Source organism: Aestuariimicrobium kwangyangense DSM 21549 (assembly GCF_000421525.1).
Classification (GTDB): domain Bacteria; phylum Actinomycetota; class Actinomycetes; order Propionibacteriales; family Propionibacteriaceae; genus Aestuariimicrobium; species Aestuariimicrobium kwangyangense.
In genome coordinates this window covers 397,693-422,739 of record NZ_ATXE01000003.1, presented here as the reverse complement: position 1 = coordinate 422,739, position 25,047 = coordinate 397,693, and the positions used below count along the sequence as shown (strand labels likewise).

General features: G+C 68.2%; 23 protein-coding genes. 10 read left to right on the top strand and 13 right to left on the bottom strand.

All coding sequences use genetic code 11. The features are described 5' to 3' along the window. Window positions 1-27 precede the first annotated feature (27 nt). From H507_RS17465 to H507_RS16600, 4 genes are read right to left on the bottom strand one after another with little or no spacing between them, the layout of a single operon-like run. On the bottom strand, window positions 28-1,077 hold the full coding sequence (locus H507_RS17465) for a CPBP family intramembrane glutamic endopeptidase (RefSeq protein ID WP_022910933.1): 1,050 nt from the start codon (window positions 1,075-1,077) through the stop codon (window positions 28-30). Continuing rightward, the gene (gene ndk, locus H507_RS0111930; RefSeq protein ID WP_026378156.1) at window positions 1,077-1,502 is read right to left on the bottom strand and encodes a nucleoside-diphosphate kinase; all 426 of its coding nucleotides are present in this window, start codon (window positions 1,500-1,502) and stop codon (window positions 1,077-1,079) included. Before ndk ends, H507_RS17465 begins: the two co-directional genes overlap by 1 nt. Before the next feature lie 9 nt (window positions 1,503-1,511). Then, entirely contained in the window at window positions 1,512-1,871 is a 360-nt protein-coding gene (locus tag H507_RS0111925; protein WP_022910931.1) for a DUF4233 domain-containing protein, read from the bottom strand. Continuing rightward, window positions 1,868-3,298 carry a bifunctional folylpolyglutamate synthase/dihydrofolate synthase gene (locus H507_RS16600; RefSeq protein WP_022910930.1) on the bottom strand — a complete coding sequence of 477 codons (1,431 nt, stop codon included), beginning with the start codon at window positions 3,296-3,298 and terminating at the stop codon, window positions 1,868-1,870. Before H507_RS16600 ends, H507_RS0111925 begins: the two co-directional genes overlap by 4 nt. 160 nt (window positions 3,299-3,458) lie before the next feature. Here H507_RS16600 and H507_RS0111915 point away from each other — a divergent pair, with 160 nt between their 5' ends. The 5 genes from H507_RS0111915 to H507_RS16590 all read left to right on the top strand — a co-directional run bounded on the left by H507_RS0111915 (window position 3,459) and on the right by H507_RS16590 (window position 9,923). Next, the gene (locus tag H507_RS0111915) at window positions 3,459-4,286 is read left to right on the top strand and encodes a DsbA family protein (protein WP_022910929.1); all 828 of its coding nucleotides are present in this window, start codon (window positions 3,459-3,461) and stop codon (window positions 4,284-4,286) included. Between the two features lie 53 nt (window positions 4,287-4,339). Next, window positions 4,340-5,170, top strand: coding sequence for a DsbA family protein (locus tag H507_RS16595; protein WP_084707800.1), 831 nt, complete (start codon window positions 4,340-4,342; stop codon window positions 5,168-5,170). 173 nt (window positions 5,171-5,343) lie between these two features. After that, window positions 5,344-7,923 (top strand): valine--tRNA ligase, encoded by a 2,580-nt coding sequence (gene valS, locus H507_RS0111905; protein WP_022910927.1) that lies wholly within the window; start codon window positions 5,344-5,346, stop codon window positions 7,921-7,923. Window positions 7,924-7,942: 19 nt separating this feature from the next. Continuing rightward, complete coding sequence (locus tag H507_RS0111900; protein ID WP_022910926.1) at window positions 7,943-8,650, top strand: pyrimidine reductase family protein; 708 nt, start codon at window positions 7,943-7,945, stop codon at window positions 8,648-8,650. Window positions 8,651-8,684: 34 nt separating this feature from the next. Continuing rightward, window positions 8,685-9,923: an MFS transporter gene (locus tag H507_RS16590; RefSeq protein ID WP_022910925.1), complete on the top strand. Its 1,239-nt coding sequence runs from the start codon at window positions 8,685-8,687 to the stop codon at window positions 9,921-9,923. On the opposite strand, the gene H507_RS16585 is transcribed toward H507_RS16590, so the two are convergent. After that, the gene (locus tag H507_RS16585) at window positions 9,858-10,958 is read right to left on the bottom strand and encodes an alanine racemase (protein ID WP_022910924.1); all 1,101 of its coding nucleotides are present in this window, start codon (window positions 10,956-10,958) and stop codon (window positions 9,858-9,860) included. The genes H507_RS16590 and H507_RS16585 overlap by 66 nt on opposite strands. 39 nt (window positions 10,959-10,997) lie before the next feature. Here H507_RS16585 and H507_RS0111885 point away from each other — a divergent pair, with 39 nt between their 5' ends. Next, the gene (locus H507_RS0111885; RefSeq protein ID WP_022910923.1) at window positions 10,998-11,381 is read left to right on the top strand and encodes a RidA family protein; all 384 of its coding nucleotides are present in this window, start codon (window positions 10,998-11,000) and stop codon (window positions 11,379-11,381) included. A 12-nt stretch (window positions 11,382-11,393) separates the two neighbouring features. Here H507_RS0111885 and H507_RS0111880 read toward each other — a convergent pair whose 3' ends face one another. Next, on the bottom strand, window positions 11,394-12,125 hold the full coding sequence (locus H507_RS0111880) for a VIT1/CCC1 transporter family protein (protein WP_022910922.1): 732 nt from the start codon (window positions 12,123-12,125) through the stop codon (window positions 11,394-11,396). Window positions 12,126-12,211: 86 nt separating this feature from the next. Further along, the gene (locus H507_RS0111875) at window positions 12,212-14,047 is read right to left on the bottom strand and encodes an AMP-dependent synthetase/ligase (RefSeq protein WP_169512710.1); all 1,836 of its coding nucleotides are present in this window, start codon (window positions 14,045-14,047) and stop codon (window positions 12,212-12,214) included. Between the two features lie 40 nt (window positions 14,048-14,087). Here H507_RS0111875 and H507_RS0111870 point away from each other — a divergent pair, with 40 nt between their 5' ends. From H507_RS0111870 to H507_RS0111860, 3 genes are read left to right on the top strand one after another with little or no spacing between them, the layout of a single operon-like run. Then, on the top strand, window positions 14,088-14,939 hold the full coding sequence (locus H507_RS0111870) for an ABC transporter permease (protein WP_084707820.1): 852 nt from the start codon (window positions 14,088-14,090) through the stop codon (window positions 14,937-14,939). Then, window positions 14,932-15,795, top strand: a complete 864-nt coding sequence (locus tag H507_RS0111865; RefSeq protein ID WP_022910920.1) for an ABC-2 family transporter protein — start codon at window positions 14,932-14,934, stop codon at window positions 15,793-15,795. The genes H507_RS0111870 and H507_RS0111865 overlap by 8 nt, the downstream gene beginning before the upstream one ends. A gap of 1 nt (window position 15,796) precedes the next feature. Then, window positions 15,797-16,771, top strand: coding sequence for an ABC transporter ATP-binding protein (locus H507_RS0111860; RefSeq protein ID WP_022910919.1), 975 nt, complete (start codon window positions 15,797-15,799; stop codon window positions 16,769-16,771). Here the strand turns inward: H507_RS0111860 and H507_RS0111855 are convergent. The 6 genes from H507_RS0111855 to tig all read right to left on the bottom strand — a co-directional run bounded on the left by H507_RS0111855 (window position 16,738) and on the right by tig (window position 23,346). Next, complete coding sequence (locus H507_RS0111855) at window positions 16,738-17,466, bottom strand: class I SAM-dependent methyltransferase (protein WP_022910918.1); 729 nt, start codon at window positions 17,464-17,466, stop codon at window positions 16,738-16,740. The genes H507_RS0111860 and H507_RS0111855 overlap by 34 nt on opposite strands. A gap of 21 nt (window positions 17,467-17,487) precedes the next feature. Then, window positions 17,488-18,774, bottom strand: coding sequence for an ATP-dependent Clp protease ATP-binding subunit ClpX (gene clpX / locus H507_RS0111850; protein ID WP_022910917.1), 1,287 nt, complete (start codon window positions 18,772-18,774; stop codon window positions 17,488-17,490). 251 nt (window positions 18,775-19,025) lie between these two features. Next, complete coding sequence (locus H507_RS0111845; protein ID WP_211217347.1) at window positions 19,026-19,670, bottom strand: ATP-dependent Clp protease proteolytic subunit; 645 nt, start codon at window positions 19,668-19,670, stop codon at window positions 19,026-19,028. A gap of 43 nt (window positions 19,671-19,713) precedes the next feature. Beyond that, window positions 19,714-20,343, bottom strand: coding sequence for an ATP-dependent Clp protease proteolytic subunit (locus H507_RS0111840; RefSeq protein WP_281166943.1), 630 nt, complete (start codon window positions 20,341-20,343; stop codon window positions 19,714-19,716). Window positions 20,344-20,436: 93 nt separating this feature from the next. After that, complete coding sequence (locus H507_RS16580) at window positions 20,437-21,663, bottom strand: AI-2E family transporter (protein ID WP_084707819.1); 1,227 nt, start codon at window positions 21,661-21,663, stop codon at window positions 20,437-20,439. Window positions 21,664-21,837: 174 nt separating this feature from the next. Continuing rightward, complete coding sequence (tig, locus tag H507_RS0111830; protein WP_022910913.1) at window positions 21,838-23,346, bottom strand: trigger factor; 1,509 nt, start codon at window positions 23,344-23,346, stop codon at window positions 21,838-21,840. A gap of 235 nt (window positions 23,347-23,581) precedes the next feature. Here tig and H507_RS16575 point away from each other — a divergent pair, with 235 nt between their 5' ends. Continuing rightward, a complete protein-coding gene (locus H507_RS16575; RefSeq protein WP_022910912.1) occupies window positions 23,582-25,030 on the top strand; it encodes an NRAMP family divalent metal transporter in 1,449 nt (482 codons plus the stop codon). Window positions 25,031-25,047 lie beyond the last annotated feature (17 nt).

The window sequence follows — 25,047 nt, the reverse complement described above, 5'->3', positions numbered from 1 at the left end:
GATTCTACGTGGGGGATGCCCGAAAGTTCACAGCGCCGGACGAGGTCCCGCCTGCTCGAGCACGGGACGGGTCGCCTGCTCGGGGCCGACCACGGCCGGGCGCAGGCGCCGCACGAACACCTCGGCGATGCCCACGGCGAGCACCAGGCACACCATGCCGGGCCACAGGTCGGCGAGGCTGGCCGCCCCCTCCTGACGATCGAACATGTGGCTGATGTCGGTGAACGGCATGCTCAGCTCGCTCGTGACGTTGTTGACCACGTGCACGGCTATGGCCGCCTCGAGTCCTCCGGTGCGCCAGACCAGCCAGGCGGCGACGAGCCCGAAGAAGAGGTAGTAGGCGTTGAGCGAGGCATCCCCGGCGCCGTGGGCAGCCATGAACAGCAAGGCCTGCACCAGCGCCCCGATCGGGATGCCGATCGCGGGCCGGCGGACGAAGCTGGCGAACGTCCGCATCACCCCTCCCCTGAACAGGAACTCCTCACCCGCTGCCTGGAACGGCGTGGTGAGCAGGATGCCGACCAGCAGGAGCCAGGTGTCGGTGGTGACGGAGAGCTCGGCCCGGCCCCACCACAGGTCGAGTCCGGTCATCACCAGCCACGGGAGGCTGATCGCGGCCGCATAGCCCAGCATGAAACGCCACCGGATCCTGCCGATGACGGAGGCGAGATGGCGGCCGGGTTGGCGGAAGAGCCAGCGGCTGATGAGCATCACCACGGGGATCGACAGGCCCAGGGCGACGTTGTTGGCGAGGAAGAAGACCGGGGTGACCGAGAACCGACCCTTCGACAGTTCGTCGAGATAGGTCTTGAGGACGATCCGTCCGGTGGCCACGTCGATGGCCAGTGCCACCACCATCGCCAGCACCTGCAGCAGCAGGAAGCAGCCGAACCCGACGATGAACGCGAGGATCGGGCGCCAGACCGACCATGCCGGAGTACGCCAGAACATGGGATACCGGGTCGGCACCACCGGCATGGACGAGGGTGGGGGCGGCGGCGCCCATCCCCCCTCGGGGAGGTAGGCGGGATTCAGCAGGACGGGCGGAGGCTGGGTCGACCAGTGCTGCTCACCCATCACGCCTCTTCGGGGAACCAGATGCCGATCTCACGGGCTGCGTTCTCGGCTGAGTCCGAGGCGTGCACGAGGTTCCTGTTGTGGAAGACCGACAGGTCACCGCGGATGGTGCCCGGGGCGGCCTTGGCAGAATCGGTCGAACCGTTCAGCAGTCGCACGATCTCGATGGCCCGCTCCGACTCGAGCACCAACGCGACCAGGGGCGCCGAGGTGATGAAGTCGATGAGGGCGGGGTAGTAGTCGCGTCCCTCATGTTCGGCGTAGTGGGCTGCGGCCGTCTCACGGCTGGTGAGCAGGCGCTTGAGGGCGACGATGACGAGCCCCTTGGCCTCGTATCGGGCAAGGATCTGACCAGTCAGCCCACGGGCGACTGCATCGGGCTTGAGCAGCACCAGGGTGCGCTCGACCGGCTGGGCGTTCGACATGCTCACACCCTAGCGAGCGTCGGGAGGGGCCTGCTTCTCGATCCTCTTGCCAAGGACGAAACAGCCGGCCCAGACCAGCGCGAAGATGCCACTGGCGGCGAACATCATCGGGGTGAGGAAGCCCAGCGACAGGCCGGCCAGTTGCGCCAGCCAGCCCAACGGGTGGCCGACCGGACGCCGTAGCGTGGCGGCGGCGGCGAGGGCCAGCACCATGGCCACCGTCGTGGTGGCGACCGCGAGCCCCACCGGCACCCGGTCGAGCAGCAGCATCCCTGGAATCCCGAGACCGAACACGATCACCTCGAAGACCAGCGCCGAGAGGAGCGCCCGGTTCATCGGGTTGGTCGGCGCGAGCCGCAGCGCCCTCACGAGATGACCTCTCCGGGCTCGCCCTCGGGTGAGTCGAAGTCCGAGAAGTCCCACTCCCGGGTGGTGGCACCGGCCAAGGGGTTCGTCAGGCCGGTGGCCGGGCCTCGTCCGATCAGGTGGTCGCGTGCCTCGCCGGCCGCGATGAACGAGCCGACCACCAGGATCCCCGCGCCCTCCCCCGCCTCGTCGGCCAGTTGGATGGCCCGGTCGAGGGCGTCGACCATGCTGTCCCGCTGCTCGACCCGGCCGGGGCCGAAGGCGTCCTCGGCGAGATCGGCCAGTTCGTCGGGGCTGAGGGCTCGGGTGGTCGACTGCACCGTCGTCACGACGACCCGGTCCATGAGCTCGGCGAACAGGTCGAGCACCCCGGCGGAGTCCTTGTCGCGCATCATCGCCACGACCCCGATCAGAGGATCGAAGCCGAAGGCCTCCTGGGTGGCCGCCAGGGTCGCGCGTACCCCATGGGGGTTGTGGGCGGTGTCGAGCACGACCGTCGGTTCCCGGTGCACGACCTCCATCCGTGCGGGGATGGCCGTGGCCGCCAGACCATCGGCGATCACGTCAGGGCTCAAACCCTTGGCGCCGAACAGGGCCTCCGCGGCGGCCACGGCCAGGGCGGCATTGCTGGCCATGTGCAGGCCGTGGAGCGGCAGGTGCAGGTCACCTAGCGGGCCGTCGGCCGTCTCGATCCTGATGACCTGTCCACCCAGGGCGACCTCCCGTTGCAGCAGTCCGAAGCCTGGCCCCTCGAGCACGGGCTGCGCACCCACCTGGGAGCACCGGTCGAGCAACACCTGGGCGACCTCGGGGCTCTGTCCGGCCATCACCGCGATGGCACCGGCCTTGATGATGCCCGCCTTCTCGCGAGCGATCTCGACGGTCGTGGAACCGAGGATGTGGGTGTGGTCGAGGTCGATGGGGGTGATGACGGCAACCTTGGCGTCGGCGACGTTGGTGGCGTCCCAGGAACCACCCATGCCCACCTCGAGGATCATCACGTCGACGGGGGCATCGGCGAAGGCCGCGAACCCGAGGGCGGTGTAGATCTCGAAGGCGGTCATCCTGACGCCGTCGATGAGTTGGGAGTCGACGATCTCGATCAGGGGCGCCAGTTCGGTGTACAGCTCGTCGAAGTCGTCGACGGCCATGGGCTCGCCGTCGATCAGCACCCGCTCGGTCACGTCCTGCAGGTGCGGGGAGGCCATCCGGCCCGTGCGCAGACCGGCGGACCGCAGCAGGGCGTCGATCATGGCCGCCGTGGAGCCCTTGCCGTTCGTCCCGGTGATCTGGATGACGGGAGCGCACCGTTCGGGGTTGCCCATCAGGTCGCAGATGGCGCGCATGCGTCCCAGCGAAGGGGCGATCCGGTGCTCGGGCCAGCGGGCGTAGAGCGCCTCGACGATGGCCTGGTGCTGCTGTTCGTTCATCTCGTCCAGCCTACTGGCACGCACCCGAACGCGTGCCCGCCGAGGATCCGCTTCGCGACGCCCCGTAGACTCATGGCCAGCACCGGTCGTTCAAGGCTCAACCAAGTTGGCGTGACGACCACCGCCCCCACGACCCGCCGATTCCGGAGAGAGCAGATCGTTGAGCAAGAACACCTCCAGCGCTCGCGCAGACCAGACCCGTCGCGAACAACTGCGCGCCCAGCAATTGGCCGACGCCAAGCGGGCTCGCACCCGGATGCGGATCCTCTACGCCGTCGCTGGCTTCATGCTGATCGCCATCGTGGCCACCGTCGGTGTCGTCATCTACAACGACCGCCAGAACAAGCGTGACATCGCCGCGAGGGAGGCCGCGTCCCAGGTGAAGCCGCCGCACCTCAACGCTGACGGCTCGGGCATCGTGGTGAACCCGCAGGTCACCGGTGACGTGCCCACCCTCTCGGTGTACCTCGACTTCCAGTGCCCGGCCTGCAAGAGCGCCAACGACTACTTCGGCGCGACGGTCAACAAGTTGGCCGCCGACGGCAAGCTCAAGCTCGAGTACCGGGTGCTGACCTTCCTCGACACGAACCTGCGCAACGACTCCTCCGAGCGCGCCGCGCGGGCCTCGTTCTGCGCCGACATCGCGGGCTCCTTCGGCGCCTTCCACGACGCGGTCTACGCCAACCAGCCCGCCGAGGGCACCGGCTTCACCGACGAGCAGTTGCGGGTGACCTACCCCACCGCGGCCGGGATCACGGGTGCGAAGCTGACCGCTTACCAGAAGTGCTACGACGACAAGGCCACGGCGCAGGCCGTCCGCGACGAGGAGTCGAAGGCCCGCACCACGTGGCAGGGCTCCACCCCGCAGTACTCGGTCAACGGCAAGAGCCCCAAGGTGAAGAACGAGAAGGGCGAGGACACCGATTGGTGGCGCGTGCTCGAACCCACCGAGCAGTCCTGGGTCGAGGCCATCGACAAGATCAAGTGAGCCCCAACGGCTGGTCCGAGTCGCTGGTTCGGGCCGGTCGTTAGGGTGTGGTCATGTCTGGACGCAAGGTCTCGCCGCCCTCACCGCCCACCAGGCGGGAGCAGCTGAGGGCCGAACGGGAAGCCCAGTTGAGGAGATCCGACCGCCGGATGCGCATCATCTGGCTGGTGGCGGCGGTCGTGGTGGTGGCCATCATCGCGACCGTGGCAACCGTGGTCGTGCGCAACCGGTCAGCCGGGCACCGGCTCACCGACCAGCAACTGGCGGCGCAGGTCTCGCCGCCCAACCTGAATGCCGCCGGGAGCGCGATCGTCGAGAACCCCCGCACCACTGCCGACGTGCCCACCATCACGGTCTACCTCGACTTCCAGTGCCCCGCCTGCAAGAGCTTCAACGAGACCTACGGACCGGTGTTGAACCAACTGGCCGGCGCCAGCGAGATCAAGCTGGAGTTCTCCATCCTGACCGTGATCGGCAAGAGGCTGGGCAACGAGGACGCCTCGGAGCGAGCCGGCAGGGCGGCCATGTGCGCCGACGTGGTCGGGGTGTACCCGACCTACCACGACGCGCTCTTCGCCGGACAACCCGAGCAGGAGGGAGCGGGCTTCACCGACGAACAGTTGCGGGTCACCTTCGCCAACCAGGCGGGGCTGCAGAATCCTGAGCTGGCGAAGTTCCAGCAGTGCTACGACCAGCGGGCAACCGCCAACGCGCTGGCCTCCCAGCAGGAGAAGGCGCTCCCCTCCTTCGACGGGTCGACCCCGCAGGTCAGCATCAACGGCAAGAACCCGATGGTGAACGCCGACGGCAAGCAGGTCGCCTGGTGGCAGGTGCTCGACCCGAGTTCCGCGGCCTGGGAACAGGCCATCGCCCAGTACAAGTGATCCCGCGGCAGTGGTGCCCCCGCCCAATCGTGCGGATCGTGTCGTCCCAGCACGACAGTGGCGCTCGGGGCGCAACAACTGCCACCGGCGCACACGATCTGCACGAATGGTCGTCAGGCCGGCGAACTGGTCGACTGTGAGCCTCCCGCCGTGGATCACTAAGCTGTGGCCCCATGAGCACAGCAGACCACCTCTCGTCCGAGCCCACCGCGACCGCCACCGCGTCGCAGGTACCGGACAAGCCTGTGCTCGAGGGTCTGGAGGCCAAGTGGGCGCAGACCTGGAAGGAACGTCAGACCTACGCCTTCGTGCAACCCGATTCGCGCGACGAGGTGTACTCGATCGACACCCCACCGCCCACGGTGTCGGGTTCCCTGCACGTGGGGCACGTCTTCAGCTACACCCACACCGACCTGATCGCCCGCTACCAGCGCATGCGTGGCAAGCAGGTCTTCTACCCGATGGGCTGGGACGACAACGGGCTGCCCACCGAACGGCGCGTGCAGAACTACTTCGGGGTTCGTTGCGACCCGTCGCTGCCCTACGTGGAGGACTACACGCCTCCGGAGAAGCCCGACCCCAAGAAGCAGCAGCCCATCAGTCGCCGCAACTTCGTCGAGTTGTGCGAGCAGTTGGTCGAGGCCGACGAGCAGGTCTTCGAGTCGCTGTGGCGCACCCTGGGTCTGTCGGTGGACTGGTCTCAGAACTACACGACCATCGGCGCCAAGGCCCAGAAGGTCTCGCAGACTGCGTTCCTGCGCAACCTCGGACGCGGTGAGGCCTACCTGCAGGAGGCACCCACCCTGTGGGACGTGACTTTCCAGACCGCGGTCGCCCAGGCCGAACTGGAGGCCCGCGAGTACCCGGGCGCCTACCACCGGGTCGCCTTCCACGGCGCCGACGGGCCCATCCACATCGAGACCACCCGACCGGAGCTCATTCCCGCGGTGGTGGCCCTGGTCGCCCACCCCGACGACGAGCGCTACCAGCCGTTGTTCGGCACGACGGTGACCTCGCCCATCTTCGGCGTCGAGGTGCCGGTGCTCCCCCATCCTGCTGCCGAACCCGACAAGGGAGCCGGTATCGCCATGTGCTGCACCTTCGGTGACCTCACCGACGTGCAGTGGTGGCGCGAACTCAACCTGCCCGTGCGTACGGTGATCGGTCGCGACGGGCGCCTGTTGCGCGAGGTCCCGGAGTGGTTGGGTGGGGCCGAGTTCTGGACCGAACTGGCAGGCAAGACTACGTTCTCCGCCCGCGAGGCCGTCGTGGCCAAGCTGCGCGAGACCGGCGACCTGGACGGCGAACCGAAGCCGACCCAGCGCATGACCAACTTCTACGAGAAGGGCGACAAGCCCCTCGAGATCGTCTCCACCCGACAGTGGTACATCAGGAACGGGGGGCGCGATGCCGGCGTGCGCGAGCAGATGCTCGACCGTGGCGCCGAGCTGAGCTGGGTGCCCACCCACATGAAGCACCGCTACGACAACTGGGTCAACGGACTCAACGGGGACTGGCTGATCAGCCGCCAGCGCTTCTTCGGCGTCCCCTTCCCGGTCTGGTACGCACTCGACGGCGATGGTGAGCCCGACTACGGCCACCCGCTGCTGCCCAGCGAGAAGCAGTTGCCGGTCGACCCCTCGTCCCAGGCCCCGCAGGGCTACGACGAGAGCCAGCGCGGGGTGCCCGGCGGATTCATCGGTGATCCCGACGTGATGGACACCTGGGCCACGAGCTCGCTCACCCCCCAACTCGCCGGTGGTTGGCTCACCGATGCCCAGCTGTTCGCGTCGGTCTTCCCCTATGACCTGTGCACCCACGCCCACGACATCATCCGCACCTGGCTGTTCAGCCGGGTCGTTCGTGCGCACTTCGAGGAGGGCTCCGCACCCTGGCGGGTGGCCATGATCTCCGGCTTCATCGTCGACCCCGATCGCAAGAAGATGTCGAAGTCGAAGGGCAACGTCGTGGTGCCCACCGAGATCCTCGACAAGTACGGCGCCGACGCGGTGCGGTGGCGTGCCGCCATCGCCCGACCCGGGCTCGACTCCCCATTCGACGAGACCCAGATGAAGGTCGGACGACGCCTGGCCATGAAGGTGCTCAACGCCTCGAAGTTCGTGCTGGCGATGTCGAGCGCCGATGCCACCCGTGACCAGGTCACCAACGCCCTGGACCGGGCGATGCTGGTGGGACTGGCGATGACCGTCGAGCAGGCGACCTCGTCGTTCGAGGACTATGACTACACCGGCGCCCTCGAGGCAACCGAGCAGTTCTTCTGGTCGTTCTGCGACGACTACCTGGAGGTCGTCAAGGAGCGCGCATACGGGGCCCAGGGTGACCAGGCCGCCGCTTCGGCCCGGGCGGCGCTGAGGATCGCCCTGACGGCGATGCTGAAGCTGTTCGCGCCGTTCCTGCCCTTCGTCACCGAAGAGGTGTGGTCGTGGATCTCGGACCAGTCGGTGCACCACCAGCGGTGGCCACGGGTGGACGAGATCGCGGTGGAGGGCGACGCCCAGTTGCTCGCTGACGTGGCGGCGGCCCTGATCGCCATCCGTGGGGCCAAGTCCACGGCCAAGGTCTCGATGAAGACCGAGGTCACCCGGGCAGTCTTCACCGGTGCCGGGGTCGAGCGACTCGCCACCATCGAGGACGACCTGAGAGCCGTCGGACGCATCACCGGTGAGGTCAGCTGGGTCTCGTCCGAGGAGCCGCTGACGGTGGCCGTCGAGCTGGTGCAGCCCGAGGGCTGATCTGCAGCAGAATGGCGCCATGTTCGACCTGACCCCGGCCACCGAGACCGATCTGGCCACCGCCTACGCGCACCCGCAAGGCCCGTGGCTGCGCGCCAACATGGTGATCTCGCTGGACGGTTCCGCCACGGTGGAGGGACGGGTGGGTGGTCTGACCAGCCCGGAGGACCAGGTGCTGCTGCACCTGTTGCGCAGCCTGGCCGACGTGACGCTGGTCGGCGCCGGCACCATCCGCGCCGAGGGCTACGGACCGCTGGGGGTCAGCGCTGAGGTGGCCGCGGCTCGGGCCTCCCGGGGTCAGACGCCCGAACCCGGACTCGCCATCGTCACCCACTCCTGCGACCTCGACCCGACCACTTCGTTGTTCACCGAGGCGACCACCCGTCCGATCGTGATCACCCACGAGGGGGCCGACCCGGGCCGGCGAGCAGCCCTGGCCCGGGTCGCCGACGTGGTGCTCGCGGGCGAGCGGCGGGTCGACCTGGCCGAAGCGGTGCGCGCCCTGCACGCCCGCGGCCTCACCCGGGTGCTCACCGAGGGAGGCCCGAGCCTGCTGGCTGACCTGTTCGACGCCGACCTGGTCGATGAACTGCTGTTCGTGCTGAGTCCACAGTTGGTCGGTGCCGGTGTACCCCTGACGACCGGAGCCCAGACCCCGCGGCGGCTCAGCCTGACGGCCGTCCATCGGGGGGACGACTTCCTGTTCCTGCAGTACCGCCGCGCCTGACGGCACTACCGTGGCACGGACACGAGGAGGCCCCATGCCACGCACCGTCCCGGACTGGGCCCGGGTCAGCTTCGCGTTGGTGGCGATCGGCTGGGGAGCCAACCAGTTCGCCCCGATGGTCCAGGTCTACAGGCAACAGGTCTCGCTCTCGGCGTCCACGGCTACGGCACTGTTCGGGCTGTACGCGGCGGGTCTGGTGCCGACCCTGTTGGTCGCCGGGTGGTGGAGCGCCCACCGGGGCAAGCGCCCCTTCGTCCGGTTCGGGGCGGTCACCTCGCTGGTCAGTTCGCTCGTGCTCGCCGTCAACACCCATCACACGGGCGGACTGTTGCTCGGCCGCATCCTGGCCGGTGTCGCCATCGGCGCCGCGATGGCTCCGGGCACCGCCTGGGTGAAGCAACTGTCGTCCGGTTCGCCGGGGATCGGAGCACGCCGGGCCACGGTGGCACTCTCGACCGGATTCGGGGGTGGTGCGCTGGTCGCGGCGCTGCTCACCGAGCTGCCCCACCCGACGGTGCTGCCCTACCTCGTGCACCTGTTGGTGGCCATGGCCGCAGCGGTTCTCGTCTGGCGCACGCCGGAGCTTGACCAGGCGGCACTGGACCTGACAGAACGACCAGCGCCGCGAGCCGGCACCGTCGTCACGGCCCTGCGCTCGCGCTGGTTCCTGGCCTGGGTGCCCCTCACCGCCCCGTGGGTCTTCGGCTCGGCCACCCTGTCGTTCCTCGCCCTGCCGACGGGCGTCGGCGCAACTGCGGGCCCGCTCGCCGCCCACGTGGTGCTGCTGATCGGTGTCGGCGCCGCTGTCACCCTGGGCACGGGGGTGGCCCTGCAGCCCACCATCAGGCAGGTCGAGGACGCCCACCCGGGCGTCACGCTGCCGACTGGCCTTGCCGTGCTGATTGCCGCGCTGGCGCTGGCTGCTGTCTCGCGTACCCATCACCCGTTGCTCCCGGTGGCCTGGGTGGTGTTCGGCGCGGCCTACGGCCTGCTGCTGGTCGGTGGGCTGCGCACCATCGAGACCCACACCCCCGTCGAAGTGCTGGCGCCGGTGAGCGCCGTCTTCTACGCCCTGACCTACATCGGATTCGCGGCGCCGTGGACAATGACCGTCGCCACCCGAGGACAGGGAGTCGGCCGGTTCAGCTTCGGCGGCGTGCTGGCGGCCGGTGCCGCCGTCGCCCTCCTGGGACTGGTGGTGGGCTGGTCAGTGGCGCGCCTCGATCGGCCAGGAGTCGAGCCGGCCGTCGGGGAAGACAGCCGTCAGACCTGACCACATGTTGACCGTCCCGCAGGCATGGTTGGGCACGATCCTCACCAGGTCACCGACCTCGAGCCCCGACACCTCACCGGTCAGGAAGCCGTGCTCCTCGTTCGCCTGCTCGAAGTGGATCCCCGGCAGGGGTACCAGGTCGGGATCGCAGACGATGCCGCCACCGGTCTGGGGCGTGAAGGCATCGGCAGACATGGCTTTCGTCCCCGCGTCGATGATGACCCGGTCGGCGTGCTTCGAGACGACCGTGGCCAGCACCGACAGGGCGCAGTCGTCGAGCGTGCAGGTACCCCCGCGCACCTGGTTGGCGTCGTAGTAGACGTAGGTGCCGGGGCGGCCCTCGCTCACCCCGGTGGCAAACGGAGCGGTCTGCCAGCCGGGGGTGCTTCCCACCGACACGATGCCCAGATCGATCCCCGCGGCTCGCAGTGACTCAGCCACCTCCGCCATGTCGGAGCCCACCCGCGAGCCCAGGTCCGCCCGGGCCGGCGCCCCGGAGGCGGCACCCACATGCCCCTCGTGGGTCAGGATGCCCACGACCCGGATCCCGGGCAGCGCCGCAATGGCGCTGGCCACCCCGACGGCCTCGCCAGCCGCCACCCCCGTCCGGTGTTGCCCCGAGTCGACCTCCACCATGACAGCGAGGGTCACTCCCGCCTCGACCGCCTTCTGCGAGAGGGGTTGCGCCACGGCCACCGAGTCGGCGATCAGGGTGACCCCCCATTCGCGGCCAGCCCTGACGGCGAAGTCGACCTTCGCCGGGCCGACCGGCTGGTGGGCCCACAGCAGGCCGGTGAAACCGGCACGGGCCAGCCACTCCACCTCGGCAGGGGTGGAGCACGTGTGGCCGATCGCACCGGCGGCGCGCTGCCGGGAGGCAACTTCCAGACACTTCGAGGTCTTCACATGGGGACGAAGGTCGACCCCGGCCTCGGTGAAGCGATGCTGCACCTGGGCGATGTTGCGGTCGAGCCGACCGACGTCGACGAGCAGGATGGGGGTGGGATGCTGGCCGACGAGTCCGGAGAAGTCCATGGCCACCATTCAACCGGGTCCCTCACTAGAGTGGGCAGCATGCCCGCGATCAACCTGCCCGACCAGCCCGCCCCCACTGCACCCCTGAGCCCCGGCTACTCCGCCGGTGGCGTGCTCTACGTCTCGGGACAGGTGGCCAACGCCCCGGACGGAGCGATCCTCGTCGGTGACTTCGAAGCCGAGGTGGAAGGGACGCTGGACAACGTCGAGAAGGTGCTCGCTGCCGGCGGAGCCACCTGGGACGATGTGGTCAAGGTGGGTGTCTACCTGTCCAACTCGCTGCTGTTCGCGCCGTTCAACGAGATCTACGCCCGTCGACTGGGTGACCACCGTCCGGCCCGGACCGCCCTGATCGTCGACTTCGGGCACCCCAATGTCAGGGTCGAGGTCGACGCCGTGGCACACGTGGGCTCGGCCGCCTGAGTTCTGGCTGCGTCAGCCGCCGAGCGTGCCGAACAGCAGGCCGACACCGTAGGTGACGGCCATGGCGGTCGCCCCACCGAGAACGTTGCGCAGCGTCGCGGGAACGGCAGGAGCCTCGCCGAGCTTGGCGCTGCTGGCTCCCGTGATGGCCAGCGCCACGGTGACGGCTAGCACGGTGACCGGAATCTTCCACGAGACGGGCGTGAGCAGCACCGCCGCGAGCGGGAGCAGGGCTCCCAGCGTGAACGACAACATCGACGCCCAGGCAGCATGCCAGGGGTTGGTCAGCTCCTCGGGATCGACCCCGAGGTCTGCTTCGGCGTGGGCTGCGAGGGCGTTGCGACTGGTGAGTTGCTCGGCGACCTGCTCGGCGAGATGGGCGTCCAGCCCCTTGGCGCGATAGAGCGCAGCGAGCCGCTCCAGCTGCCCGTCAGGGTCGGCCTGCAACTCCGATCGCTTGCGGTCGACGAGGCTGCGCTCCCCGTCGCGTTGGGTCGAGACCGACACGTACTCACCGGCTGCCATGCTGAGCGCACCCGCGATGACACCAGCCACACCGGCCACCAGGAGGGCGTGGCTGCTGGTGGTGGCGGCGGCAACGCCGACCACCAGACCAGCAATGCTGACGATCCCGTCGTTGGCGCCGAGCACCGCGGCGCGCAGCCAGTTCAGTCGCGTGTGGAACCCCTGGGTGCCGGAGTCACCCTCAGACGCGAGGGTCCCGAGCGAACTCGTCTGTGTCATGAGCCCACCCTGCACCCGAGTGAGATCTTTCACAAGCTAGCTTAGGCTGCCCTCACTAGGGGTGATGGTGCCGATCGGGGTCTGGTTCAGGAGTAGATCTGCTCGATGACGGGGCTCATCGCGTCGAGGAATTTCTGCCGCTTGAGCTTCATGGTCGGGGTCACGTAACCCGCGTCCTCGCTGACGTCGGCGGCGACTGCCACCCAGTGGCGTACCCGCTCGGCATTGCTGACCTGGGCGTTGGCCCGGTCGACCAGGTGCTCGAGCGCCGTCAGGAGTTGGGGGTCGGTGATCTTCTCCCCGGGCAGTTCCCCCGGCTTGGCCCAACGCGTGGCCAGATCGGGGCGGTTGTTGGCCGATGCCCAGTCCGCCACCCCGGCAGGGTCAATCACCAGCAGGGCGGCGAGGTGGGGCCGCCGGTCACCGATGACGACGGCGTTGGCCACCAGGGCGTCCCGCTCGAGCACGCCCTGCCACTTCTGCGGGGAGACGTTCTTGCCCGAGTCGGTGATGATCATGTCCTTCGCACGGCCCGTGATGAACAGGCGACCGTGGTGGTCGACGCGCCCGAGGTCGCCGGTGCGGAAGAACCCGTCAGCGTCGAACTCGTCGCCGTCGCCATGGTGGTAGCCCGCGAAGACGCCGATGCCCTTCACCAGGATCTCGTCGTCCTCGGCGATCTTCAGCGTCGATCCCGGGACGAGGGTTCCGACACCGCCGATCACGCTGGCCCCCGGACGGTTGACCGTGATGGGAGCCGTCGTCTCGGTGAGCCCGTATCCCTCGAGCACCTCGATGCCGACACCGCGGAAGAAGTAGGCCAGTTGCTGGTCGAGGGGCGCGGCGCCCGAGACGAGGGTGCCGAGGTTGCCGCCGAGGGTCGACCGAATCCTGGCGTAGAACAGCTTGTCGAACAGGGCGTGGCGCAGACGCAGGCTCAGGGGGGTGCGTCCCTTCCGGCCTTCCTGAACGGCCTCGAGATGTCGACCCCACTCGATCGCGGCGTGCTCGGCGCGGTCGAAGGCCTTGCCCAGCTTCTTCTCGGTTGCGCTCTTGCGCACTCCGGCCAGCACCTTGGCCATCACCCGCGGGACGACCACCATCATCGTCGGCCGCGCTGCCGCCAGGATCGGGATCACGCGCGAGGCGTCGCGCACGTGGGTGATGCGGGTGCCGCTCACGTAGGCCCCCAGCTGCACGAACCTGGCCAGGATGTGCGCCAATGGCAGGAGGAGAACGGTGGACGCACCCTCGAACAGGATGTCCTGCAGGGTCTCGATGACGTTGACGGCGAGATGGGCGAGGTTGCGGTGGGTGATGGCTGCCCCACGGGGCTCCGCGGTGGTCCCGGAGGTGTAGACCAGACTGGCGATGGTGTCGGGCGTCGCCAGGTCGGAGCGGGCGAGCAGGTCCTCGTCCGAGACCCCGGCACCCAGCGCGCGCAGGTCGTCGAGGTCGGACGAGCCGTGCATCCTCCAGATGGCGCTGAGCTCGACCCCGGCCTGTGCCGCCGCCTCGGTGACCACCTTCACGTGGCGGCCTCCCTCGGCGAAGGCGGCGACGGCTCCCGAGTCCTGCAGCACGAAGGCGGTCTGGCCCACCGTGTTCGTCTCGTAGACGGGCACCACCACACCGCCGGCGAACAGGATGGCGAAGTCGCACACGGTCCACTCGTACCGAGTGGCCGACATCACGGCGACATGGTCGCCGGGCTGGAGACCGTGGGCGATCAGACCCTTGGCCAGGGACTCGACATCGGCCAGGAACTCGGCCCCGGTCACGTCGACCGTTGCCTCGCCGCGGTGGACCGAGAACGCGACGGCGTCGGGATGCTCGGTGGCTCGACGCCTGACGAGTTGAGGGACGTTGCGCAGGTCGTCGGTGGGAACCGTCTGGGCAACATCAATGACAGGGGTACTCACGGTGGTCGTCCTCGTGGTGGTCTCGGGCGGCGGTGCGCGGATGTCTGCTCCACCCTACCGGCCGACCCACCCGCCCACCGGTAGGCTCGTCCGAGTGCGCGCGCTCTGGGAACTGGTCATCGGCGGCTTCCGCCGATGGGCCAGGTACCGCGTGGCCACGCTCACGGCGCTGCTGGCCAACTCCGTCTTCGGACTGATCCGGGCCAGCCTGCTGCTGGCAGCCGTCCAAGCCGCCGGGGGCACCGTCAACGGGTACACCGCAGCCTCGGCGGCCACCTATGTCTGGGTGACCCAGGCGATGCTGGGTCCCGTCGAACTGTGGGGCAGTTACCCACGTGAGGTCGGATTGCGCATCAAATCCGGAGACTTCGCGGTCGATCTGTTGAGGCCGGCGCATCCCTTGGCCCAGTGGTGGGCGACCGACCTCGGTCGGGGCGCATCGCAACTTCTCCCCCGGTTCATCCCGATGATGCTGGTCGGTGCCGTGACCACGGGTCTGGTGTTGCCCACGCAGCCGTGGCTGTGGCTGGCCTTCCTGTGCTCGATGGTGCTGGCCAACACGCTCTGCCTGTTCTGCTGGCTGGTGGTCAACCTGCTGGGGCTGTGGCTGGTCGACATCCGTGGCTTCCTCGTGTTCTTCATGGTCGTCTTCAACACGTTGTCAGGGTTCCTCGTCCCCGTGCAGTGGTTCCCCGACTGGTTGCGCACCCTCGTCGGACACACCTTCCTGCCCAGCATGTGGCAGACGCCCGCCGACCTGGCGACGGGCCTCGCCCGCGGCCGTGTGCTGGAGGTGCTGACCACCCAACTCGGATGGGTGCTGGTGCTGGGGCTCGTCGTGGCCCTGGTGCTGCGCTGGGGCACCCGCAGCCTGGAGGTGCAGGGTGGCTGAGCCAGTGGTCGGTTCCCGACCACGCACGGTGCTGGGCTTGGGCGACGATCGTCCGGTCACGTGGTTGGCCATGATCAGGGTGCTGGTCGGGTCACGGCTGCGCTCGCAACTGGCCTACCGCACCTCGCTTGCCCTCGACCTGTTCAGTCAGGCCTTCCTGGTGGCCAGCGAGTTCATCGAGATCTGGGTGCTGCTGGTGCACGCCCCGGTGCTGGGCGGTATGACCCTGTCGCAGGCGGCACTGGTCTACGTCTGCAGCCAGTTCGGTTTCGGACTGGCAGACCTGCTGTTCGGGGAACTGGAGAACGCTGGCGACTTCGTCAAGCAGGGCCGGCTCGAGACGCTGCTGGTACGCCCCACCTCGCTGCTGACCCAGTTGGTCACCACCGATTTCCAGTTGCGCCGACTCGGACGAGTGCTGGTCGGCGTGATCGCCTATCCGTGGTTGCTGGTGGCCACGGTGGATGACTGGACCGCCGCCAAGGTCGGTCTCGCGGTGATCGCACCCTTGGGAGGTGCGGGCATCTTCACCGGGCTGCAGGTCTGGGCCGGCGCCTTCACGATGGTGGTGGTCGACGGCAAACAGGCTTCGAACGCCGTCATGTACGGCGGCAAGTTCGCGTCGGGGGTGCCCGGAGGGGCCCTGTTCACCCCCGTTCGCGTGTTCTTCACCTTCGTGGCACCGACCCTGCTGTCGGCCTGGTTGCCGATGGCGGTCGTCTCGGGCGCAGGTCTGCCCCATGGCTGGCCCGCGTGGCTGGGGTGGTTGTCGCCTGTGGCCGCGTTGGTCGTCTGGGCGACGGGACTGGTCGCCTGGGGGCGGGCCATCAGGCACTACACCGGAGCAGGAGGCTGACATGATCATCGAGGCGAAAGAACTGGGCCGCGACTACGTGCTCCACGAGGGTTCACTGTGGCGACGCCGACGCGTGGTCAAGCCTGCACTCGACGGCTTGGACCTCACGGTGGAGGCGGGGGCCGCCGTGGGTTACCTGGGCGCCAACGGGGCTGGGAAGTCGACCACCATCAAGATGCTGACGGGCATCCTCACCCCCACCCGGGGACAGGTGCGCACCTGCGGGCTCGACCCCGTCCCGCGGCGGCGTGAGCTGGCCAGACAGATCGGGGTGGTCTTCGGACAGCGCTCCCAGTTGTGGTGGGACCTGCCGCTCGGGGAGTCATACCCGATCCTGTCGGCCATGCACCGGCTCCCGGGCCGCATCTGGAAGCCGCGATTCGACACCCTCGTGGACGAACTGGACCTGTCAGGCTTCCTCGGCACGCCCGTGCGCCAGCTCTCGCTCGGGCAACGGATGCGCGGTGAGGTGGCCGCCGCCCTGGTGCACTCCCCCGACCTGCTGATCCTCGATGAACCGACCATCGGTCTCGACATGCTGTCGAAGGAGCGGCTGCGCCATTTCCTGGTGAGGGAACGCACGGAACGGGGCACCACGCTGTTCCTGACGACCCACGACCTGTCCGACGTGCAGCGTCTGTGCGAACGCATGGTGATCATCGACCGCGGCCGGGTGGCATTCGACGGCACCGAGGCCGAACTGGCCGCCGTGACCGGGGCTCGCCGCAGGCTTGTCGTCGATGTCGTCGCGGACGACGAGCCGGTGCTGCTCGACCTGCCGGCCGGTGCCGAACAACTGCCCACGGACGACGCCAGCCGCCTGCAGGTGGAGTTCGCCTCACCCCTGACCGCGGCAGGAGTGCTGGCAGCGGTGCAGGCCCAGTGCTCGGTGGTCGACATCGCCCTGACCGAGCCCACCATCGAGGAACTGGTGGGCACGATCTACCGGCGCGCCTCGATTTCGAGCCGCACGTAGTCGACGACGGGCTCGTGCATGGCGCCTCGAACCCGTGAGAGGAAGGGCCGGTGCTCGTCGGCCGGCAGCTCGGCCAGGTACTGCCCGAGGCAGACGGCTCCCAGATAGGTCTCGAGCAGGTCAGGGTCCTCGATCCGCAACGGGTCGGGCCGAAGCTCAACGCGTTCCACCCGCCAGCCGGCTCGGGTCAGCGCCCGCTCGGTCTCGGCGACCCCGGCGAACCGGATCCCCTGCTTGGGTCGTCCGGTGACCTCGACCAAGGCCTCGTCCAGGAACGCCAGCTGGCCCTGCCCGCCGCAGTCACTGACCAGTCGCCCGCCGGGGACGACCGAGCGGGCCAGGTTGGTGAACAGGGCCTCGTGGTCGGCGATCCAGTGGAAGGCCGCCACGCTCATCACCGCGTCGACCGGCTCGATCGGAAGGGGTTCGGTGAGGTCGGCGACGAGCAGTTGGACGTGGCCCCCCAGCCGCTCTCGGGCGGCGCTGATCATGGCGGCCGAGCCGTCCACCCCGACCACCCGGGCGGTGGGCCAGCGTTCCAGCAGGGCGGCGGCGTCGCGTCCGGTACCGCAACCGGCATCGAGTACGCGCTCGTGGCCGGTCAGCGCCAAGTGGTCGAGCACTCGTTGTCCCCACGCCACGTGCGGCAGGGGAAGGGCGTCATAGGTCTGGGCATCCCATTCGCGGGTGGCCATCCGGCAGCCTCGGGCAGCGACTCAGGCGGACAACTCGCCGCGAGGGGCGAGTTTGGCCCGCGGCAGCAGTTCGGGTGCGTCCTCACCACGGACGACGGCTCCCGTGATCCGCACCCCTGCGACGTCTTCGCGGCCGGGCACCTCGTACATGACCTCGAGCAGCGTCTCCTCGAGGATGGCGCGCAAGCCGCGCGCGCCCGTGCCACGCTCCAGCGCCTTGTCGGCGATGGCGTCCACGGCGTCGGGGGTGATCTCCAGTTGCACGCCGTCGAGTTCGAACAGCTTGCGGAACTGCTTGACCAGTGCGTTGCGCGGCTCCACCAGGATGCGCACGAGGGCGCCCCGGTCGAGCGGGGAGACGGTCGAGATCATCGGCAGGCGTCCGATGAACTCGGGGATCAGGCCGAACTTGTGCAGGTCCTCGGGAGAGACGTGGCTGAACAGGTCGGTCTCGACCGCGCGGGAGGCGATCTCCTTGTTGAAACCGAGGGGGCGCTTGCCGATCCGCTGGCCGATGATGTCCTCCAGGCCTGAGAAGGCACCACCCACGATGAACAACACGTTGGTGGTGTCGATCTGCAGGAACTCCTGATGGGGGTGCTTGCGGCCGCCCTGCGGCGGCACGGACGCCTGGGTTCCCTCGAGGATCTTCAGCAACGCCTGCTGCACCCCTTCACCCGAGACGTCGCGCGTGATCGAGGGGTTCTCGGACTTGCGGGCGACCTTGTCGATCTCGTCGATGTAGATGATGCCGGTCTCGGCCTTCTTCAGGTCGAAGTCGGCCGCCTGGATCAGCTTGAGCAGGATGTTCTCGACGTCCTCACCCACGTACCCGGCCTCGGTGAGGGCCGTCGCATCGGCCATGGCGAAGGGCACGTTGAGCATCTTCGCCAAGGTCTGCGCGAGATAGGTCTTGCCACATCCGGTGGGCCCGATCAGCAGGATGTTCGACTTGCCGAGTTCGACCCCGTCGTCCTCGGCCCGACGGGCAGGCGTGCTGCTGGCGGCCTGCGCCTGGACCCGCTTGTAGTGGTTGTAGACGGCCACCGCGAGGGTCTTCTTCGCGGAGTCCTGACCGATCACGTACTCATCGAGGAACGAGCGGATCTCGACGGGCTTGGGGAGGTCGTCCAGCAGACCCACGCTGGGGGTCTCGGCGAACTCCTCCTCGATGATCTCGTTGCACAGGTCGATGCACTCGTCACAGATGTAGACGTGCGGTCCGGCGATGAGCTTCTTGACCTGCTTCTGACTCTTGCCGCAGAAGGAACACTTGAACAGGTCGCTCGACTCCCCGATGCGTGCCATGTCTCCTCCTCTCGGCGCCGGTCAGCGCTGGTTTCCTTGACTGCTGTTCTCCTTGAGCGGGTGTCAAGGGCGGTTCCATCGGGTCCCGACTCTACCGTGGTGAACTTTTCGCCACCCTAACCCCGGGCCGACAGCGATGTCGGATGCACGGCCGGGACCTGGGGTGGCCGGGGGTTTTGTGTCCATTCCGTGACCTGTCGGCGGGAGGCGGCTGACCCCACGGGCCGGGCCGCCGCCCGTCGACACGAGTCTCAGGAGTCCTTGAGCGAGGGCAGGATCTCGTCGATGATGCCGTACTCGACGGCCTCTGCGGCCGTCAGGTACTTGTCACGCTCGATGTCGTGGCTGACCTTGTCGAGGTCCTGCCCGGTGGCGTCGGCGAGCATCCGTTCCATCAACGAGCGGATGCGCAGGATCTCGTTCGCCTGGATCTCGAGGTCGGAACTCTGCCCGTAGCCGCCTTCGGTGGCCGGCTGGTGGATCAGGATGCGGGAGTTCGGCAGGGCCAGGCGTTTGCCCTTGGTGCCGGCCGCCAGCAGCACGGCGGCGGCCGAGGCAGCCTGGCCGAGGCAGATGGTCTGCACATCGGGCTTGATGTAGCGCATCGTGTCGTAGATGGCCGTCAGCGCGGTGAACGAACCACCGGGTGAGTTGATGTACATGCTGATCGGGCGATCGGCGTCCATCGACTGCAGGCACAGCAACTGGGCCATGACGGCGTTGGCGATGTCGTCGGAGATGGGGGTGCCGAGGAAGATGATGCGATCCTCGAACAGCTTGGTGTAGGGGTCGACGCGACGCACGCCGTAGCTGGTGCGCTCTTCCCACTGCGGGATGTAGTAGTCCATCGAGGGGCCGGCCGGAGCCATCCCCCCGGGGAGTTGCGGGGTGTGCATGGTGTTGATCACTTCAGGCCTCTGGATCACTGGATGGGTGGGATCACTGGTTGGGGGCGTCGGTCTTGATCTGACTGGCCCGCTCGTAGACATGGTCGATGAACCCGTAGTCGAGTGCCTGCGCCGCGGTGAACCAACGGTCACGATCGGAGTCGGCGTTGATCTGCTCGACGGTCTGACCCGTCTGCTGCGCGATCAACTCGGCCATCTCGCGCTTGATGTGCAGCGACTGTTCGGCCTGGATCCGGATGTCGGACGCGGTACCACCGATGCCACCGGAGGGCTGGTGCATCATGATCCGGCTGTGCGGCAGGGCGAACCGCTTGCCCTTGGTGCCGGCGGACAGCAGGAACTGGCCCATGGAGGCAGCCAGGCCCATGGCCACGGTGGCAACGTCGTTCGAGATCCACTGCATGGTGTCGTAGATCGCCATGCCGGCGGTCACCGATCCACCCGGGGAGTTGATGTAGAGGTAGATGTCCTTCTCGGGGTCCTCCGCGTTGAGCAGCAACAGCTGCGCGCAGATGGCGTTGGCATTCTCGTCCTTCACCTCGGAGCCGAGGAAGACGATGCGGTTGACGAGCAGCGACTGGTACACGTTGTCGCTGAGCCCGAACGGCGAGGGACCACCCGCTGCGGCACGGGGGCCCTGCCCGACGGGCGCCGGGATCAGGGGCAGATGCGATGTGTTGTTCACACCGCGAACCTACCGTGCCGACCCGACAAAACCGGAGTGGGTTCCGGTCCTTTCGCTGTTGGCGTTCGCTCAGGCTCGCGCAGTGACCGGCTCGGGATCGACGGCGGTGGCCGGTGACTCCGCGTCCTCGATCCGCGACGAGATCAGGGCATTGGCCCAGCGGGCCGAAGGATCGGCGTCGATCAGCAGCGCCTTCACCAGCAATGAGCTGGGCAGCGCCAACAGGGCGCCGAGCGGCCCCAGCACCCAGGTCCACAGGAGCAGCGAGATGAACGACAGCGTCGGGCCGAGTCCGACGGCGTTCCCGGCGATCTTGGGTTGGATGATCGACTGCACCACGAAGTTCAGCACCGAGTAGGCAACCACCACTGCGATGGCCGACTTGGGGCCGGACTGGAACAGCGCCAGCAGCGCCGGCGGAACCAACCCGATCACGAAGCCGATGTTGGGGATGTAGTTGGTGAGGAAGCTGAACAGGGCCCACACCAGCGCCAACGGAACCCCGAGTCCGAGCAGCACCGCCAGGTCGAGCACCGCGACGATCAGTCCGAACACGGTGGTGACCACCCAGTACTTGCGGATGCCCTCGCAGAAGTGCTCGAGGGCCCCGATGAAGCGGCCGTGGCTCTGGCGGGCCACCGCCATCCTGCGCGCCATGTCGGGGGTGTCCATGACCATGAAGATCATCGCGGTCATGATCACCACCAGCATCGAAAGCACCCCGCTGGTGGAGTTCACCACCGAACCGAGCACGTTGAAGACGCTCTGGGGGTTGATGCCCTTGGCCTGCTGCACCAGCCAGTCCTCGGAGTAACCGAACCGGGCCAACAGGTTGATCCCGTCCTGGTAGAGCTGCACGAACTGGTCCTGGTAGTCGGGCAACTTGGTGACCATCGCAGCGACCGACCAGCTGAAACCGGCCACGAAGAGCAGCAGCACCAGGAAGACGACCAGGCCGGCAACCGTCGCGCTGAGCCAGCTGGGCACCCTCCACTGCACCAGCTTGCGGTGCAGGGGGTAGGCCGTGATCATCAGGTTGAGCCCGAAGAACATGGGAGTGATCAGGGTCTGCAGGTCGCGCATGAACGTGAGCGCCAGCCCGGTCGCCGCGACGCCGATGACGACCATCAGGAAGCGCGGCAGGCCCGGACGACTCCCGACGGTTGACGCCTCACCGGCGTTCGACGCTGCCCGGGCCACCGGTATCTCGACCGAGGACGAGCGTGTCGCCGCAGGTTCGACGGGTGACTGCGCACTGGCCGGCTGCACCGGCTCCAAGCCCTCGGGGTCGGGCATCGCGGTCAATTCCAGCGGCTGCTTCTTCGCTGTCCCGCCACGAGCAGAGCGCACCAGTCGGGTGAGGAAGTTCACGGTCGTCCTTCGGGGAGGGTCGGGATGGCCACCAGCACAGAGGCGCCGCCCCAGCGGGACGGCGCCTCTCAGTATGCCCGGTTCGGGGCCTTCGGCAGATCAGGCCTGCGCGTCGGTGTCGACCTCGGCGTCGGCGGCATCCGCCTCGGCGTCGGCCTTGTCGGACTTCTTGGCGGCAGGCTTCTTGGCAGCAGCCTTCTTGGCGGCAGGCTTCTTGGCCGGCTTCTTCTCGGCAACGGCTTCCTCGGCCGCCTCCTGCACGTCCTCGTTGAGCGACCCATCGGGGTTGAGGGCCGACAGCACGATGACGGCACCCGAGGTGTCGGTCACGGTGGCGGCATCGACCAGCCGGGCGAGGGCCTTGCTGCGACGGATCTCGGCCATCCACTCGGGCAGGTGGTTGTGCTCCATCATGTGCTGCATCTCCTGCTCGGGGCTGGTGCCCGACTGCTGAGCCTTGCGCATGATCAGTTCGGTGAGCTCCTGCTGCTCGACCCCCACCTCGTCGTTCTCGGCGACCTGGTCGAGCACGAGCTGTGCCTTGAGGGCGTCGAGCGAGCGCTGCTCGATGTCGGCCCAGAAGGCCTCCTCATCGGTGGCGGTCTCGTCCTCGGCCTCCTCGAGGTACTGCTCGAGGGTGAGGCCGGCCTGGGTCAGCTGCTGCGTGATCTGGTTGCGACGCGCCTCGAGCTCGGAGTCGGCCAGCCCCTGCGGAAGGGGGATCTCGACCTTGGCCAGCACGGCCTCGAGCACCTTGTCACGGGCAGCGGCGGCCTGCTCCAGGCGGGCCATGCGCACCAAGGAGTCGCGCAGGTCGGCCATCATCTCGTCGATGGTGTCGAACTGGCTGACCATCTGGGCGAACTCGTCGTCGAGGGTGGGGAGCTCCTGCTCCTGCACCTTCTGCACGGTCACCTTGATGTCGGCGTCCTGACCCTTGAGGGGGCCTCCGACCAGGGTCGAGGTGAACTGCTTCGACTCGCCCGCCTTGAGACCGGTGACGGCTTCGTCCAGGCCGTCGAGCATGCCGCCCGCACCGACCTTGTAGCTGATGCCATCGGCGGTGGCGTCCTCCAGGGGCTCGCCGTCGCGGGTGCCCTCGAGGTCGACGACCACGACATCGCCCTCGGCAGCGGCGCGGTCGACCTCCTTGGTGGTGGCGAAACGCTGGCGCAGCATGTCGACGCGCTCGTCGACGGCGGCGTCATCGACCTCGACCGGCTCGACCTCGACCGCGATGTCGTCGGTGGCGGGCACCTCGAACTCGGGGCGGACGTCAACCTCGGCGGTGAACTCGACCAGGTCGTTGTCCTCCAGCTTCGTGACCTCGATGTCGGGCTGACCCAAGGGAACGATCTTGGCCTCGTTCACGGCGTTCCCGTATGCCTCAGGAAGGGCATCGTTGATGGCCTCCTGCAGCACCATGCCTCGCCCGAATCGCTGGTTGATGACCGTGGGGGGAACCTTCCCCTTGCGGAAACCGGGGATGTTCACCTGCTCGGCGATGCTGCTGTAGGCCTTGTCGAGGCTGGGCTGCAGCTCGGCGAACGGGATCTCGACGGTCAGCTTCACCCTGGTCGGGGACAGCTTCTCAACGGTGCTCGGCACTGATTTCTCCTGATGGTGTACTGGGGCAGCGCACACCACCGGGGCGAACGCATTCCTGACAATCCTAGCGATGGCCCCGGTCGCTCACCAACCGGGGCCATCCGCTCACCGGAGCCGGCCACCTCGCCGGTTGTGGTGGGGGGTGCACTGCGAACTCGGCAACGGTGCTTGCGCGGCGACGTAGCCTCGATCCAGTCCCGGCCGTCCCGCCGGACCTGCAGTCGGAGGTGGCGGCGTGACCCGAGTTGAACCCAGTGCTGACATTCCTGAGTCCCTCGAGCAGGGCGGCAACCTGGCGGGTGAGGCCTCCCCCGCCACCGCCGCGCCGGACCGGGCGCTGCCGCCATCCTCGTCCAAGCCTTCCGGCGAGCCGCCCTCTTCGCCCCGGCCCAAGACCGGACCCCGCGCCTTCCTGGGTGTACTCGGGCCGGGGCTGGTCACGGGCGTGGCCGATGACGACCCATCCGGGGTGGCCACGTATTCGCAGGCCGGCGCGGCACTCGGCGTCGGCATGTTGTGGACGGCCCCGGCCAGCCTTCCGCTGATGTACGCCGTGCAGGAAATCTGCGACCGGACGGCCCTCGCCACTGGCGACAGCCTCGGCACCTTGGTGCGTCGGCGATTCCCCACGGCGGCACGCTGGGTGGTCGGCGTCCTGGTCGTGGCGCTGATCGTTGCCAACTGCCTCAATGTCGCGGCCGACCTGGCCGCGATCGGGTCGGGCATGGAACTGCTCCACGCCGGTCGTGACCACGTGTGGGCCGCCGTCGCCGGCGCCGGGCTCACCGCCGCGCTCGCCTGGGGGTCCTTCGAACGACTGGCGAAGGTGTTCAAGTGGTTGTGCCTGGTGCTGTTCGCCTACGTGGGGGTGCTGTTCGTCGCGAACGTTCGCTGGGGCGCCGTGGCCGCCGGCACGCTCGGCCTCCGAATGACGTGGAACTGGACCTCCATCGGGCTGGTGGTGGCGGTCCTGGGAACCACCATCTCGCCGTACATGTTCTTCTGGCAGAGCGGCCACAGGGTCGAGGAGATGCGCGCCGAGTCCGACACGACCCACGCGTCCCAGCCGCTCCCGCAACGGCCGAGGAAGGCCGCCCTGCGCAACCTGTTCCTCGCCCGGATCGACGTCTTCGTCGGAATGCTGGTGAGCACGGCCGCAATGTTCGCCATCATGGTGTCGACGGCCTCCACCATCGGACGCAATGGTCCGGCCACGATCAAGACGGCCTCAGACGCCGCCGCAGCGCTCGCCCCCATCGCGGGACAGTCCGCCTCGATCATCTTCGCCATCGGCTTCGTCTCGACCGGCGTGCTGGCCGTGCCCGTTCTGGCCAGTTCTGGGTCCATCGCGTTGGCGGGGTTACTGGGGAAGCCCTGGGGATTCGACCTGTCGGTGCGCCGGGCGCCGGTGTTCTACAGCCTGATCGGGGCCGGAACCGTGGGAGGGATCGCCATCTCCTACTTCTCCGACAACCCGGTCTCGCTGCTGGTGCTGAGCGCGACGATCAACGGCATCGCGGCGGCCCCCTTCCTGGTCGTGGTGATGCTCATCTCGAACAGTCGGACTTTGATGGGCCAGTACCGCAACGGTCGACTCTCCACCTTCTTCGGCTGGTTCACGGTGGCGGTGATGACCGCCGCCGGCCTGGCCGGCCTCTACGTCACGATCTGGAATCCCCACTAGGCGCCGGTCACCGCACT